Below are 14,290 nucleotides of genomic sequence, written 5' to 3'. Positions count from 1 at the left end.
CGTTAGGGTCACATCAGGCACGGGTCCAGCGTCTAAGGCACCAGAAGGAAAGCGGAAACCGCATAGGCAACGATCGCGGCATAGCCCAGTGGATAGATCCACTTGATCGCATAATTGTCCAAAGTGCGCGCCGCCCCCTCCTTGCCGGACACTTTCAATCGTCGCAGCGCGACGTTGAACACGATCAGCGCCCCGGTCATCAGGAACATACACTGAAGGACAAAATCCAGAAAAGTCAGATAACCCAGCTTGGGCAGATCTGCGGATATTGCCCAGTTGAACGCGACGAAGACCAGCAGGTTGCCGCCCGCAATCTCGATCCTCCGGCGGTATTCATCCAGAAAAAACAGCGCCCAGCCGACCGAGATCAAGACAAGCATCGGCAGGAAAACCCGAATGACGTAATAGGTCAGATGTCGATTGCCCTCAAAAACAAGCGCGACCTGATCGCTTTCTTTGCCGGATAGACCCAAGACCCTGGATGTTTCCAACCGTGCATTGTTCAGAATCCATTCTTCTTCGCCCAGCTGATCTCCGAGGCCCGAGAATTCGTTCAACGGATGGTAAGTGACGTATTCAGAGGGAAAGACCGAAACGACCTCGAAATGAAACTCCTGCGTGTCGAACGGGTATTTTCGGAAATCGAAATGAGGCGCCTGGAGTGTAAGAGACGATTTTTCGACATACAGCACCCGCCCGTCGTAACGCAGGGATGCGGCGGATTCGTGGATCCACTTGTTGGACTGCTGATTGTGAATGACAAAAGCCGGCAGAACGGACCCGATACTTGCCGCATGATTGGCAAGGTCGGGCGGGTTGAAGACCCTGATATCCCTCCCCAGTTCCTCAGGATCAAACGCCAGCGCCGGATCGGTCCATTCCACCCGCAAGACCACAACCGCGCCATAGTTTTCGGCCTTTTGATCAACACCGGTGATCTGGTCGATGCGAATGCCGATCCCAACATTCAACGGATTCTCGGGCGTTCCGGGCAGGGCATCCAGCCGCCCCCCCAACACATTCTGCGCCGTGGCCGCGACAGAGGAACCGAGCACCAGGAAAAAACCTAAAACCAAGACGGGAATGGCACGGAGCAAGAACATACGTGAGAACACCCTGACACAATGGAAGGTCCGGGCCGCCCGGCGCGGCCCGGGCTGTAACATCACTCGGACCAGCTGATCTGAGTCAGATCGATTGCGGCGGTGGGCGCGTTCTCCCAAAGGCCCTGAACGCCGACTTTCGCAACGCCCAGTTTGGCCAACTGGAACAGGTAGCCATTGACATAGTCGCTTGCGATCAGGCGCTGCGCCTCACCCAGCAAACGGGTGCGTTCTTCGGGGTCGGTGGTGGTGTTCAGAGTGTCCATCAGCGCCTGAAAATCCGTGCTGTCATACTGAAAGTAATAGTCAGGCCGCGCATAAATGCCGATATCCATAGGCTCGGTATGGCTGACGATGGTCAGACCGAATTCCTTGCCCTTGAACACCGTTTCCAGCCATTGGGCCCATTCCACATTGATGATCTCGGCCGTGATGCCGACCTCGGCCAGCTGCGCCGCTATGATTTCGCCCCCCCGACGGGCATAAGACGGCGGGGGTAAATGCAATGTAGTCTCAAACCCATTTTCGAATCCGGCCTCTGCCAGCAACTCTCTGGCTTTTTCGGGGTCGTAAGCGGATTGCGCGGTCAGATCGACGTAAGCCGGATTGTGCGGCGCAAAGTGGGTTCCGATCGGCGTGCCATAGCCAAACATTGCGCCGCCGATGATCGCCTGCCGGTCAATGGCATGGGCCAATGCCTGACGAACAAGGATATCATCAAACGGAGGCTGCTTGTTGTTGGTGGACAGGATCGTCTCACCTTCGGTCGACCCCACAAGGACCTGAAAGCGCGGGTCGGCCTCGAACTGGGGCAGGTTTTCCGGCGCCGGGAAGTTGTCAAACACGTCGACATCCTCGGCCATCATGGCGGCAAAAGCGGCGGTCGGGTCCGAGATGAACTTGAACGTTGCAGTCTCTAATGCGGGCTGTTCGCCCCAGTAATCGGGGTTTCGGTTCAGCGTGATACTGTCGCCCTGCACCCAGTTTCCAAAGGTATAGGCACCGGTACCAACCGGGTTGGTCTTGATGTTGTCTATGCTTTCCGGCGCGACGATGACCGCATCCCCCCAGGCCAGGTTGAACAGGAGATTTCCGTTCGGCTCTGACAGGGTAACCTTCACGGTCAGCGGGTCGACGACCTCGACGGTTTCGATACCGGCAAACAGGGCCTTCTGCGCGTTGGCGCTGTCTTCCGCGATTGCGCGGTCAAGGCTGAATTTGACATCCTCGGCGTCCATGGTGGTGCCATCATGGAAGGTCACCCCGTCATGCAGGTTAAAGGTATAGACCGTCCCGTCTTCGGAAATCTCCCAGCTTTCCGCCAATCCGGGCACGACCGAGCCGTCACCCATGAAACGTGTCAGGCCTTCGAAGATATTGGTGTAAACCACCGAGTCGATGGCTTGCGCCGCGGCGCTTGTCGGGTCCAGATGCGGCGGCTCAAGCTGCATCGCAATGGTGATGTCCGACTTGGCCAAAGCCTGCGTGGCAAGCAGGCTGGCCCCTACGGCCAGGGTCGATGCAAATGTCCGGAACAGGAATTTTGTCATGTGAACTCTCCCTACTGAAATGGGTTGTGCCCTTGTTTTCAGGGCCATTTTACTGACAGTCTTCCTGTAAACCTCAGGTCAATCAAGGGAATGTTCGCGCAACCGGGGTTTCTTCGGCCCCTCCCGATCTGCTATGCCGCACTGCAACATAATACTGCAGGAGCGATCCATGAGCGCCACCGCCCGCAAGAAAGCCCCGAACGCCGAGGACATTCGCGCCCGAAAAGGCGGCGAACCTCTGGTCTCTTTGACCGCCTATACCACGCCAATGGCGCGCCTGATGGACGCCCATTGCGATTTTGTGCTGGTCGGTGACAGCGTCGGCATGGTGCTGCACGGGCTGGAATCCACGCTGGGTGTCACGATGGAGATGATGATCCTGCATGGTCAGGCCGTATCACGCGGCCTGAAAAGTGCGATGATGGTCATCGACATGCCTTTCGGAAGTTATGAAGAAAGCCCGGCGCAAGCCTTTCGTAACGCCGCACGCCTGATGGCGTACACAAATGCAGGCGCGGTCAAACTGGAAGGCGGGGTGGAAATGGCTGAAACCATCCGCTTTCTGGTGAAACGAGGCATTCCGGTGATGGCTCATATCGGACTGACGCCGCAGTCGATCAATACGCTGGGCGGCTACAAGGTGCAGGGCCGGGACGAGCAGGCTGAAGCCGTCATGGCGGATGCCCGCGCCGTGACCGAGGCTGGCGCGTTCTCGGTCGTTCTGGAGAAAGTGCCCCAAGGTCTGGCGAACCAGATCACCGAAGAGATTGCAATCCCGACCATCGGCATCGGTGCATCTGCGGGCTGTGACGGGCAGATTTTGGTCGTGGACGACATGGTGGGCTTTTTCACCGCCTTCAAACCCAAATTCGTCAAACGCTATGCCGAGCTTGGTCCGTTGGCCGAAGCGGCCATCGCGGAATACGCGGCCGAAGTCCGCGCGCGGACCTTCCCGGCGGATGAACATGTCTTTGCCGATCAGGCTCCGGCCAAAGGACAAAAGACATGACCGCACCGATTCTGCGCTCTCTGGCCGAGCTGCGTGCCAAAACCACCACTTGGCATCGAAACGGTGAGACCATCGGCGTGGTTCCGACCATGGGTGCGCTGCACGAGGGGCATTTGTCACTGGCACAGGCGGCGAAACAGGGCTGCGACCGGGTGATCGTGACGATTTTTGTGAACCCCAAGCAGTTCAACAATCCCGAAGACCTGGCAAATTACCCCCGCACCGAGCATGAAGACGCCCAAAAGCTGGCCCCTTATGGTGTGGATGCGATCTATGTGCCGGACCCGCAGGAAATCTATCCGGAAGGGTTTTCGACGACGGTATCGGTTGCCGGTCTGACCGACGTGATGGAAGGCCCCTTCCGCCCCGGACATTTCGAAGGTGTCGCCACGGTGGTCGCCAAGCTGTTCCTGCAAACACAGGCGGATCGAGCCTATTTCGGGGAAAAAGACTATCAACAGCTGCTGGTTGTCCGCCGGATGGCGCGTGATCTAAACATCCCAATCGAGGTGATCGGCTGCCCGACTGTCCGAGAACCTTCGGGCCTGGCGATGTCGTCGCGCAATCTTCTTCTTTCCCCCCAAGGGTTGAAGGTCGCAGAACAAATGAACGGCGTCATGCAACAGGTGGCCGACGATCTGGCTAAGGGAGCAGGCTTTGCCAAACTGGCGCAGGATGCCAAGAAAACCCTGCTGAAGGTCGGGTTCACCGAAGTCGAGTATGTCGACCTGCGCTGTGCCGAGACGCTGGAAAGCCTGTCCAGCGCAAGTCGACCCGCCCGCCTGTTCGTCACAGCCTGGGCCGACGGTGTCCGCCTGATCGACAATATCCCTGTCAATCCGGCCTGATTTCTGCACTGGCCCCTTCGCCATTGTTTGCGCTAAAGTCCCGCAAAACGATACCGGGGGAGAGCGGAAATGACCCATATTCTGGCAATCGATCAAGGCACTACGTCTTCGCGCGCCATTCTGTTTGACGCGCAGATGCGGCCTGTCGGCACTGCCCAGCAGGAATTTCCCCAGCACTTCCCGCAGGAAGGCTGGGTTGAACACGACCCCGAGGATATCTGGTCCAGCGTTCTGCACGTGTGCCGTGAGGTGATGGAAACCACCGGCGTTTCAGCGGATCAGATTGCCGGTATCGGCATCACCAACCAGCGCGAAACGACGGTTGTCTGGGACAAACAGACCGGCAAGGCCATCCACAATGCCATCGTCTGGCAGGACCGCCGCACCGCCGATATCTGCGCGCGCTACAAACAGGCCGGGTGCGAGGATGACGTTACCGCTCAGACCGGTCTGCTGCTGGATCCTTATTTCTCGGGCACCAAGGTCAAATGGCTGCTGGATACCGTTTCGGGTGCCCGCGCGCGGGCAGAAGCCAGAGACCTGCTGTTCGGCACGATCGACAGTTTCTTGATCTGGCGGCTGACCGAAGGCCGTGTTCATGCAACCGATGCCACCAACGCCGCCCGTACCCTGCTGTTCGACATTCACTCAGGCACGTGGAGCGCCGAGATTTGCGACCTGCTGGACGTGCCCCTGAACCTTTTGCCCGAAGTAAAGGATTGCGCCGCGGATTTCGGAACCACCACTTTGTTCGGGGGCGACATCCCCATTCTGGGCGTTGCAGGCGACCAGCAGGCCGCCACCATCGGGCAGGCCTGTTTCCAGCCCGGTATGATGAAATCAACCTATGGCACGGGCTGCTTTGCGCTGCTGAACACAGGCGCACAGCCGGTTCAGTCGAAAAACCGCCTGCTGACGACGATCGCTTATCAACTGGACGGCCGGCGAACTTATGCGCTGGAAGGGTCGATCTTTATCGCGGGGGCCGCAGTGCAATGGCTGCGCGACGCGTTGCAGATCATTGATGCGGCGCCACAAAGCGGCGAACTGGCGGCTCTGGCCGATCCGAACCAGCATGTGGTGCTTGTGCCCGCCTTCACCGGCCTCGGGGCGCCTTATTGGAAACCTGACTGTCGCGGAGCGCTGTTCGGGCTGACGCGCAATTCCGGCCGGGCCGAGATTGCCCGCGCCACGCTGGAAAGCATCGCCTTCCAGACCCGCGACCTGTGGCATGCCATGCAGGGCGACTGGGGCGCCGATGCCGATGTCATCCTGCGCGTCGATGGCGGGATGGCCGCGTCTGACTGGACCATGCAAGGCCTGTCGAACTGTCTTGGCGCGCCTGTGGACCGCCCTGTCATGCAAGAGACGACAGCCCTGGGCGCCGCATGGCTGGCAGGCATGAAAGCCGGAATTTATCCGGATCAGGCCGGGTTTGCGGAAACATGGGCGCTGGATCGCCGGTTCGAACCAACGCAGGAACAAGCCGAACGCGATGCGGCTTATGAGCGTTGGCAACGTGCGGTACAGGCAGCGATGGCGTTCTAGCTGTGGTCTTTCAACAAACGCTGTTTCTGCCGTGACCAATCCCGCTTGGCCTGGGTTTCGCGCTTGTCATGGGTTTTCTTACCCTTGGCGATGCCGATCTTGATCTTGGCCAACCCCTTGTGGTTGAAATACAAAACCAGCGGCACCAGCGTCATGCCCTTGCGCTGGGTTGCATTCCACAAATCGGACATCTGTTTGCGGGACACCAGCAGCTTGCGACGGCGGCGTTCTTCGTGCTTGAACACTTTGGCCTGCTCGTATGGCGCAATGTAGCTGTTGACCAGCCACAGCTCGCCATCATCGACGGTGGCATAGCTTTCCGCGATGTTGGAGCCACCCGCGCGCAGGGATTTGACCTCGGATCCTTGCAGAACGATACCGCATTCGATGTCGTCCTCGATGGCATAATCGAAGCGGGCGCGCCGGTTTTCGGCGATCACTTTGTAATTCGGGTCTGTCTTCTGCTTGGCCATGACGCGTTGATTTAGGCGGCTTGCGCCGCCCTTGCAAGGCACGGATTTCCAGCCGAGGTCATGATTTGGCAGAAATGATCAGATCCGGGCCAAAAATCGTGTCCGCGTGGTTGTGAAGATATATCTTCAACCAGGGCGTAAACCGGTCCGGGTGGCGTTTCACCTCGGCCAACAGATCGTGATAGTCGATCCAACGGATATCCATGACTTCATCCGGGTTGGGCGCGATTTTCAGCGGGCCGCGGACATGGGCCAGAAAGACGTCGACAACCTCGTTTTCCACCATGCTGTTGCCCACATCGGCGTGATATTCCAGCCGGTGTCGGTATTCGGGATACAGACCTGTGATCCCAAGCTCTTCACGCAGGCGGCGTACGGCACAGGTGGACGAGCTTTCGTCCCAATCGGGATGCGTGCAGCAGGTGTTCGCCCAAAGGCCGGGCGTGTGGTACTTGCCCAATGCGCGACGCTGTAACAGGATCTCGGTCCCCCGTACGACAAAAACCGACACAGCCTTGTGCTTGAGCCCCTTCTCGTGAACTTCAAGCTTGTCTACAGGGGTCAACTCACCATCGACCCAAGCTGGGATCATGATACCCATCTGTCCTCTCCTGCTGCCAATCCGCCTGACGAGCCCTGATTTTGATTATAGCTGTTGCCGGACCGGCTTGGCTTTGCGGCGTTGCTTGGCAATCCACCGGCTGACTTCAAAGTGTCGCTGTTCCACACTGTTATCAATCGCACCAAAGGCCGCAGGGGCTGCGGCCTTTGGTCCTTGTGCAGTGGTGCACAGTATCAGGTGTTATTCACCCGACACGCTTGCGATATAGGCATAGACGTCTTCGGCACCCTTTTTCAGCTTGAAGGTCATTTTCGATTTGGCGGATGTGTCATCCAGATAGGTTTTCAAAAATGCCTTGGGGTCCTGAGCATACTCGACAAAAGTAGTTTCGTCCCAGACCAGACCTTTCTCACCGGCGGCAACGATGCTGTCTCCGTATTTGAAACCCTCAACGGTACCGGCGGTGCGGCCCGCGATTCCATAGAGGTTGGGGCCGGTCTTGCCACCTTTGACGATCACTTCGCCTGCCGGGTCGGCGATCATGTGGCAGGACTTGCATTTGTTGAAGGTTTTCTTGCCCGCCTCAGCGTCACCTTCAGCATAAGCAGGAAGGGCCAGAAGGCCGACGATTGCGGTAGCGAGGATGCGATTCATAGCTTTTGCTCCGATAGAAATTGGCTGCACCGAATGGACCGTCGGCGCAAAAAAGAGTCAACGCGCAGATTGCCGCGCGCGCTTACTGTGCCACTGCGACAAATAGGATGTCCTTAACTTTTGTCATGTACCTCGGACCAGCAAGGCAACAGATCGCCCGCGGCCGGAGTCGCAAGATACACGGCGCGCGCAATAGCTCGCGCCAGGCACAGCGAGGCCGCATGCCCGATGACACCAGGTTCGGTGTCGGTGGCGACACCCCGCGCGCCCGTGCTGACCCCGAATACCAGATCACCATCCCCCGGCGTGTGGGCGGGTACAATGGCGCGGGCAATACCGTCATGGGCGGCAACGGCCAGTCTCTGACATTGCGGTTTGGTCAGGGCCGCATCCGTCGCAACGATGGCAATCGTGGTATTGGCCTTGTCCGGGTTCGCGGACTGCATCACCTGCGCCTTGCGACTGACCGTTGGTTGGCCAAGTCCGGCATTGGAATCAGGCCCCAACCCGCCAAATTCGCCGCCCACTTCAAAGGGGGCTGCCCAGAAATGCCTGTCACCCGGCGTGGTGACACTGCCCAGCGGATTGACCGCGACCAATGCGCCAACGGTAACACCACTGTCCAAAACAACCGAGGCCGAACCCAACCCGCCTTTGTGCATCGCGGTCAAAGCCCCGGTTCCTGCACCTGCAGTTCCGAGTTCGAACCGGTCCGACGCGGATTCGAACGCCGCGCGGCCCAATGCGCGATAGGGATTCTCGTGCCACGCCTTGTCGCCGCCATTCAGCAGGTCGAACAGGATCGCCCCGGGCACGATCGGCACCACGGCGGAGCCCACCTGAAACCCGCGGCCTTGGGCATGCAGCGCGTCCATGACACCCGAACAGGCATCCAGCCCGAAGGCCGACCCGCCCGAAAGCACGATCGCATCCACCTTTTCAACGGTCTTGTCGGCGGCCAGCAAATCTGTCTCGCGCGTGCCGGGAGCGCCACCCATCACATGCACCGAGGCTCGGAGTGGTTGCGCGCCGGTCAGGACGGTGACGCCTGATTTCAAAGTTGCGTTCTGTGCGTTGCCGACCTTCAGGCCGGGGACATCCGTGATCAGGTTTCTGGGTCCGGGGATCATGCAAGGCTCGGCGGTTGAGCGGGAAAGCGCGCTGGCGCGCGCTGCCTCCGGCGGGGATATTTTTGGCCAGATGAAGAGCGGGTCAGATGCATCGGCCTCCGTCCACCTCGAGCGCGGCGCCGGTGATCATGCTGGCCTCGTCCGAACACAGGAAACAGGCGGCATTGGCCATATCTTCGGGGGTTGAGAAGCGGCCCAACGGGATGGTCGACAGGAATTTGGCACGGATTTCGGGCGTATCCTCGCCCATGAAGGATTTCAATAGCGGCGTTTCCCCGGCAACCGGGCAGATCGCGTTCACCCGCACGCCGGACGGGGCGAGCTCGACCGCCATCGTTTTGGTTGCGGTGATCATCCAGCCCTTGGAAGCGTTGTACCAGTTCAGGTTCGGGCGCGGTGACAGGCCCGCGGTTGAAGCAACATTCAGTATTGAACCCGCCCCGCGCGCCTTCATGGGTGGAACCAATGCGCGGGCGGTCAGATAGACGGATTTCATGTTCACGTTGAAAACACGGTCGAAATCCGCTTCGCTGACCTCCTCCAGCGGCGTTGGCAGGTGGGTCACACCGGCGTTGTTCACAAGGATGTCCAGATGGCCGAAGGTTGAGAAAGCCGCATCCGCCATCTTCTGAACCGAAGCGCCCTCGCCTACATCGACCTGCTGGGCCACCGCCTCGGACCCAAGCCGGGTTGCGAGTTCATGCGCAGCATCGCCATTGATGTCAGCGATCATGACACGCGCGCCTTCGGCCAGGAACTTCCTTACGATCCCCGCACCAAACCCGGATGCACCGCCAGTGACGATTGCGGTTTTTCCCTCCAGCCTCATGGTGTTACTCTCCTGCACCTTTTGCAGGCCAGACTATCAACGCCCGGACGAGATGCCAGATCAATCTTCGGACACCTTGCCGCGCAGCGCCTTGACGTCGCCCCGCGCCTTTTTCGCCGCAAGCCTGCGTTTGACCGAACCATAGGTGGGTTTCGTCGCGATGCGCCGCTTGGGTTTGACCAGCGCCTTGCCGATCAGCTCGGCCAGCCTTGTTCGCGCAATTTCCCTGTTGCGGGCTTGGGAACGTGTTTCTTCGCATTGAATGATGATCGCGCCATCCTTGGTCCATCGGCGCCCGGCCAGCCGTTTCAGCCGCGCCTTGACCGGATCGGGCAGCGAGGGTGAGCGCGCGGCCTCGAACCTCAGCTCGACCGCGGTCGAGACCTTGTTCACATTCTGCCCACCTGGACCGGAGGAACGCATGAAGCTTTCGGTCATTTCCCAGTCTTGCAAGATGATATCGTCGGTGATGCGCAACATGGGCCCGACCTTACAGGGCACGGGTGGAAACAGAAAGGGCCGCCCCTTTTGGGACGGCCCTTCGAAAGTTCAGGAGGTCGGGTCGGTTAGATCAATCGACCAGCCGGAGCGAACGCTCCGCCAAGGGCTGCCCTAGCAGGCTTTCCCCCCGGTTGTTCCGACACCTCTCTCCAATCTCTTTCTCGACACCGGATCACCTCCTTTTCTATCTGTTGCGGTTGAAAAGGATGGTGACACAACTTGTGCCACTCTCAAAGCGTTTTTTTACGCGGGCCGTGCGGTCAGGCGCGCGACGATCACCTTGAAGGGGATCAGCGCGACCAGGGCCAGCGACAGCTTCACCAGCCAGTCGGCAAAGGCCAGCGTCACCCACAGGGGCGCCTCGGGGCCTGACAGCATGAAGGGCACGGGCTCCCACGCCCAGTTGATGGCCGCATCCGCATCGGCGCCGAAGACGGTCACCGAAGCCGAGAACGCGATTGTGAAGAAGATCGCTGTATCCAGCGCCGACCCGACCAGTGTGGACACCAGCGGCGCGCGCCACCAGCGGCCTTCACGCATGGCGTTGAACACGGTGACGTCGGTCAGCTGCGCGATCAGGAACGCAGTGCCCGAGGCGACGGCGATGCGCAGCGGCACGGCGGCATAGGTGAACCCGTCGCCCTGAAGCATGATCTGGCTGCCGATCAGTGAGCAGATCACCCCGGTGACGAAGCCCGCGAAAACAACCTTGCGGGCAGGGCCCACACCGTAGACGCGGTTCATGATGTCAGTGACCAGAAAGGCCAACGGATAGGTGAAGGCGCCCCAGGTCAACAGGCCATCAAAGATCAGGAACTGGACCAGGATGTTCGAGGCCACGACGATGGCGGCCATGGCAAGAATGCCGGGAATAAAGTTGCGTTGCATTTTTTGATGCCCGTTTTGACAAGGTAGCGGCGACTTGGCCAAGGGACCGTCCCAAGGCAGGCTGTGCGTTTAGACCTTCATCTGCCGCGTGTCAATCGGGCAGCAGATACTCGACCAACTCGGTCCGTTGCAGTGCCAGAAAGTTGTCATCCGAGATCATCGTGGCCCGCAAACGTCCCCGATCATCCCGCCAGATCGACAAGCCTTCGAGGTTGTCATGCGCGCCGGTTCCGGTTTCGAACAGGGTTTCCTCGGCGTTTGGCACGTCGCCTGTCAGATCCCACCGCCGCAGGCGCGAGCGAAACCCGATTGCCGTGAGGTTTCGCTCCAACACGTAGAACCGCCCATCAGGACCGAAATCAGCGGCAACCGGTTTGAACCAACCACGCTGGGGCAGAACAAATGGGGTCGACCAGGTTTGGCCATTCCAGCGATAGACGGGAATATCTCCGTCCGAGGTGCGGTTCGTTTCCGGCAGCGTATACAGCCGCCCGCGCCTGTCGATGGCCAGACCTTCAAAGGACCCGTTGTCGGCGAGATGCTGAAATGCCTGCGGGCGTGGCAATACACGCGCCTTCGTGCCCGGTGCGGGGTAATGGGCGACGCGGTGCACCCCTTCGAATGAGATATAGAATCCACCGTCAGGAGCCGCCGCAATCCCCTCGGAATCGCCAACGCCGCCGGACATGAGATGCCCATTGCTGGACAGAACCGGCCATTGCCCCAGAATGCGAATGCCGGTGATCTCGCCATCAAGACGGTCAATGCGCGCCGTCACCAACCGTGCCCGGTCGCTCAGCGCCATCATCTGCTGCCCATTGTCCGAAATGAGCAGCGCCGAGAATCCACCGAACCAATCCGCCTTGTCACGCCATGCAAAACTGCTTTGATGTGTGGCGGTTTTTACATCCACTCCAGAGGCAGCCGTGGCGAGAAACAGTGCCGCACCTACTTGGATTGCAAGACTGAGGCGCATTGTTTCGGCAAATCGGCCAGCACATATTCCCGGCGTTTCTTGGGCGGCGGCGCGTTCGGGTCGGGCGGCGGCGGGTTCAGGATGTTACGCACCCATTGTTGCGCCTCGGCACAGCCATCGCCTTTGGGTGGTGCATCCTGGTTGACGCATCCCTTTGATCCTCTTGGGCATTTCAGGCGTACGTGAAAGTGGTAGTGATGCCCCCACCAGGGCCTAATCTTGCGCAGGTAGGCCCGGTTGCCTTTTTCATCGTTGCACATCTGAACCTTAGCCCCGGGGAAAACGAAGATACGTGCCACGCGCTTGTCCTTGGCGGCTTCGCGCAGTACCGCGTGGTGCTGTTTGGTCCAGTTGCTGTTGACATAGGCACCGTTCGAGCGGCGCAGCGATATGGACGAAATATTCTCGCGCGCCTTGCGCGACAGGCGCATGTTGTCACCCGGAAGCATCCAGATATCGATATCCAACCCCAGCTGGTGCGAGCGGTGGCCCGAAGTCATTGGCCCGCCCCGCGGCTGGCTGATATCCCCGATATAGAGACCGTTCCAACCCGGCTGTTTCGCTGCAAACCGGCTGAGGTCCTGCACGTAATCGATCGCTTCGGGGTGCCCCCAGTTGCGATTGCGCGACAGCCGCATTGCCTGCCACGTGGGCCCGGTCTCGGGCAATTGAACCGATCCGGCCGCACATCCGCGCGAATAACTGCCGAACGCCGCTGCTTTTTGTTGCGAGCTTACCTTCTGTGCCCCGAACAACTGCTTTGCCAAGGGCTGCGCTGATGCCGTATGCGCCAGCGCGGTTATTACCAATAGTGCCAAAAAACGTAGTAAAATCATCTGCTCTGATCCCCTTCCGGTCTGACCCAGCGCATCAGGAATAGACCCAGAATAAACAACAGAATGATTGGTGACACCCCCAGACGCGCACTGCCGGTTGCGGTTGTTGCAATCCCGATCAACAACGGGGCCGCAAAAGCGGTCGCACGCCCCGACAGACCATAAAGACCAAAGCTTTCGACCGGGGTTTCAGGGTCGGTGTGGCGCACCATCATCGAACGGCTGGCCGATTGCAGAATGCCTCCCATGCCACCGATCAGCACACCACAGCCAAAGAAGACGAGGTCAGGCAGGTTGGATCCGTCAGGCAGGCCGATGCCGTAGATCTGCGTCCGGTCCATCGACACCACTGTGACGCAGACAAAAATCAATACCCAGATCGCCACCAATATAACCGGCTTCGGGCCGTATTTCTTGTCTGCCTTCCCCCCGATCCACGCAAAAACGGCCGAGGCGAGAACGCTGACGATCCCGAATACTCCGATCTTGATCAGATCCCATTCCAACACCAGCCGCGCATAGACACCACCAAAACTGTACAGCCCGTTCAGCGCGTCGCGATAGAACATGGACGAACCGAGGTAACTGGCCAGACTGACGCGATAGCGCAAGTTAGACACTGATTTCGACAGCAGGCGCAGCGCCTCTCCCACGCTTCCTTTCCTGTCTATCGCCGCATCATCGCGGACCCACAGGAAGTACGGCACCATGAACAGAATGAACCAGATTGCCGTAAATGGGCCGACAAAACGCGTGCCTTCCCGGGTGGCAGCATCCAGACCAAAGGCGGGCACCATGCCGATCAGGGTTTTGCCGTTTGGCTGTTCCACAAACAGCGCCAGCATGATCGCCAGCGAAATCAGCCCTCCAAAATAGCCAAAGGCAAAGCCCGAGCCCGAGATCTCGCCCACTTCGCTGTCATCGCCCAGATCGGGTAGCTGCGAGTTGATGAAGATCAGCGCATATTCCGCACCTACGAAGCCGAAACCAAAAGCCGACAGCATCAGCCACATGTTCGAGCCATCGGGCATCGTATACCAAAGCGCCGCAGACCCGACCGCATACATGACCGAAAAGGCAAATATCCACGGGATGCGCCGCCCCGAGACATCCGCCATCGCCCCGAGAAGCGGCGCGCCAAATGCGATGATCAACCCGGTGATCGTCAGACAGTTCGCCCAAACAGTCTGCGCGCGCGCCGCAGCCGCCTGCGCATCCAGCCCTTCAGCGGTGAAATACCCGGCGGCGACGCCTGCGAAGTATGGGCCAAATACAAAGGTGACCAGAAGGGTGTGGTAGGGTTGGCTGGCCCAGTCAAAGAACCACCAGCCCCAGATGCGCCTGCGCTTGGATATTTCTGCCATCTTTGCCCCTGTTTATCGT

At 59.4% G+C, this 14,290-nt stretch carries 15 protein-coding genes; 3 read left to right on the top strand and 12 right to left on the bottom strand.

Features of this window, described 5'->3' with window-relative positions:
- Positions 1–32: 32 nt before the first annotated feature.
- Together GS614_RS08880 and GS614_RS08875 are read right to left on the bottom strand one after the other, a co-directional pair.
- Positions 33–1,055 carry a hypothetical protein gene (locus GS614_RS08880; RefSeq protein ID WP_367397107.1) on the bottom strand — a complete coding sequence of 341 codons (1,023 nt, stop codon included), beginning with the start codon at positions 1,053–1,055 and terminating at the stop codon, positions 33–35.
- A 110-nt stretch (positions 1,056–1,165) separates the two neighbouring features.
- Positions 1,166–2,653 carry an ABC transporter substrate-binding protein gene (locus tag GS614_RS08875; RefSeq protein ID WP_171726048.1) on the bottom strand — a complete coding sequence of 496 codons (1,488 nt, stop codon included), beginning with the start codon at positions 2,651–2,653 and terminating at the stop codon, positions 1,166–1,168.
- Between the two features lie 169 nt (positions 2,654–2,822).
- Here GS614_RS08875 and panB point away from each other — a divergent pair, with 169 nt between their 5' ends.
- From panB to glpK, 3 genes are all read left to right on the top strand, one after another.
- On the top strand, positions 2,823–3,662 hold the full coding sequence (panB, locus tag GS614_RS08870; RefSeq protein ID WP_171206684.1) for a 3-methyl-2-oxobutanoate hydroxymethyltransferase: 840 nt from the start codon (positions 2,823–2,825) through the stop codon (positions 3,660–3,662).
- The gene (gene panC / locus GS614_RS08865; protein WP_171172085.1) at positions 3,659–4,510 is read left to right on the top strand and encodes a pantoate--beta-alanine ligase; all 852 of its coding nucleotides are present in this window, start codon (positions 3,659–3,661) and stop codon (positions 4,508–4,510) included. Before panB ends, panC begins: the two co-directional genes overlap by 4 nt.
- Positions 4,511–4,579: 69 nt before the next feature.
- Positions 4,580–6,058, top strand: a complete 1,479-nt coding sequence (gene glpK, locus GS614_RS08860; protein ID WP_171726047.1) for a glycerol kinase GlpK — start codon at positions 4,580–4,582, stop codon at positions 6,056–6,058.
- Here the strand turns inward: glpK and smpB are convergent.
- The 10 genes from smpB to GS614_RS08810 form a co-directional block, all read right to left on the bottom strand.
- Positions 6,055–6,531, bottom strand: coding sequence for an SsrA-binding protein SmpB (gene smpB, locus GS614_RS08855; protein ID WP_152459447.1), 477 nt, complete (start codon positions 6,529–6,531; stop codon positions 6,055–6,057). The genes glpK and smpB overlap by 4 nt on opposite strands.
- Positions 6,532–6,589: 58 nt before the next feature.
- Positions 6,590–7,132 (bottom strand): isopentenyl-diphosphate Delta-isomerase, encoded by a 543-nt coding sequence (gene idi, locus GS614_RS08850; RefSeq protein ID WP_171172087.1) that lies wholly within the window; start codon positions 7,130–7,132, stop codon positions 6,590–6,592.
- Positions 7,133–7,333: 201 nt separating this feature from the next.
- A complete protein-coding gene (locus tag GS614_RS08845) occupies positions 7,334–7,747 on the bottom strand; it encodes a cytochrome c family protein (RefSeq protein WP_171172089.1) in 414 nt (137 codons plus the stop codon).
- 113 nt (positions 7,748–7,860) lie between these two features.
- On the bottom strand, positions 7,861–8,877 hold the full coding sequence (locus GS614_RS08840) for a P1 family peptidase (protein WP_171726046.1): 1,017 nt from the start codon (positions 8,875–8,877) through the stop codon (positions 7,861–7,863).
- Positions 8,878–8,959: 82 nt separating this feature from the next.
- Entirely contained in the window at positions 8,960–9,706 is a 747-nt protein-coding gene (locus GS614_RS08835) for an SDR family oxidoreductase (RefSeq protein WP_171117063.1), read from the bottom strand.
- 60 nt (positions 9,707–9,766) lie between these two features.
- Positions 9,767–10,186 (bottom strand): alternative ribosome rescue aminoacyl-tRNA hydrolase ArfB, encoded by a 420-nt coding sequence (gene arfB / locus GS614_RS08830; RefSeq protein WP_171117060.1) that lies wholly within the window; start codon positions 10,184–10,186, stop codon positions 9,767–9,769.
- 264 nt (positions 10,187–10,450) lie between these two features.
- Positions 10,451–11,095, bottom strand: coding sequence for a queuosine precursor transporter (locus GS614_RS08825; RefSeq protein WP_171117059.1), 645 nt, complete (start codon positions 11,093–11,095; stop codon positions 10,451–10,453).
- A gap of 91 nt (positions 11,096–11,186) precedes the next feature.
- Positions 11,187–12,071 carry an esterase-like activity of phytase family protein gene (locus GS614_RS08820; protein ID WP_171726045.1) on the bottom strand — a complete coding sequence of 295 codons (885 nt, stop codon included), beginning with the start codon at positions 12,069–12,071 and terminating at the stop codon, positions 11,187–11,189.
- Positions 12,044–12,907 (bottom strand): penicillin-insensitive murein endopeptidase, encoded by an 864-nt coding sequence (gene mepA / locus GS614_RS08815; protein WP_171363464.1) that lies wholly within the window; start codon positions 12,905–12,907, stop codon positions 12,044–12,046. The genes GS614_RS08820 and mepA overlap by 28 nt, the downstream gene beginning before the upstream one ends.
- Complete coding sequence (locus GS614_RS08810; protein ID WP_171726044.1) at positions 12,904–14,271, bottom strand: MFS transporter; 1,368 nt, start codon at positions 14,269–14,271, stop codon at positions 12,904–12,906. Before GS614_RS08810 ends, mepA begins: the two co-directional genes overlap by 4 nt.
- Positions 14,272–14,290 lie beyond the last annotated feature (19 nt).

The organism is Ruegeria sp. HKCCD6604, assembly GCF_013110635.1.
GTDB lineage: Bacteria > Pseudomonadota > Alphaproteobacteria > Rhodobacterales > Rhodobacteraceae > Ruegeria.
This window is presented reverse-complemented; position numbering and strand designations above follow the sequence as displayed.

Excerpts from the sequence above, each read along its gene's own strand:
- GS614_RS08875 (WP_171726048.1), bottom strand. The coding sequence starts at position 2,653 with ATGACAAAATTCCTGTTCCGGACATTTGCATCGACCCTGGCCGTAGGG.
- smpB (WP_152459447.1), bottom strand. The coding sequence starts at position 6,531 with ATGGCCAAGCAGAAGACAGACCCGAATTACAAAGTGATCGCCGAAAAC.
- GS614_RS08820 (WP_171726045.1), bottom strand. The coding sequence starts at position 12,071 with ATGCGCCTCAGTCTTGCAATCCAAGTAGGTGCGGCACTGTTTCTCGCC.
- GS614_RS08810 (WP_171726044.1), bottom strand. The coding sequence starts at position 14,271 with ATGGCAGAAATATCCAAGCGCAGGCGCATCTGGGGCTGGTGGTTCTTT.
- glpK (WP_171726047.1), top strand. The coding sequence starts at position 4,580 with ATGACCCATATTCTGGCAATCGATCAAGGCACTACGTCTTCGCGCGCC.
- mepA (WP_171363464.1), bottom strand. The coding sequence starts at position 12,907 with ATGATTTTACTACGTTTTTTGGCACTATTGGTAATAACCGCGCTGGCG.
- GS614_RS08840 (WP_171726046.1), bottom strand. The coding sequence starts at position 8,877 with ATGATCCCCGGACCCAGAAACCTGATCACGGATGTCCCCGGCCTGAAG.
- GS614_RS08835 (WP_171117063.1), bottom strand. The coding sequence starts at position 9,706 with ATGAGGCTGGAGGGAAAAACCGCAATCGTCACTGGCGGTGCATCCGGG.
- idi (WP_171172087.1), bottom strand. The coding sequence starts at position 7,132 with ATGGGTATCATGATCCCAGCTTGGGTCGATGGTGAGTTGACCCCTGTA.
- panC (WP_171172085.1), top strand. The coding sequence starts at position 3,659 with ATGACCGCACCGATTCTGCGCTCTCTGGCCGAGCTGCGTGCCAAAACC.
- arfB (WP_171117060.1), bottom strand. The coding sequence starts at position 10,186 with ATGTTGCGCATCACCGACGATATCATCTTGCAAGACTGGGAAATGACC.
- GS614_RS08825 (WP_171117059.1), bottom strand. The coding sequence starts at position 11,095 with ATGCAACGCAACTTTATTCCCGGCATTCTTGCCATGGCCGCCATCGTC.
- GS614_RS08845 (WP_171172089.1), bottom strand. The coding sequence starts at position 7,747 with ATGAATCGCATCCTCGCTACCGCAATCGTCGGCCTTCTGGCCCTTCCT.
- panB (WP_171206684.1), top strand. The coding sequence starts at position 2,823 with ATGAGCGCCACCGCCCGCAAGAAAGCCCCGAACGCCGAGGACATTCGC.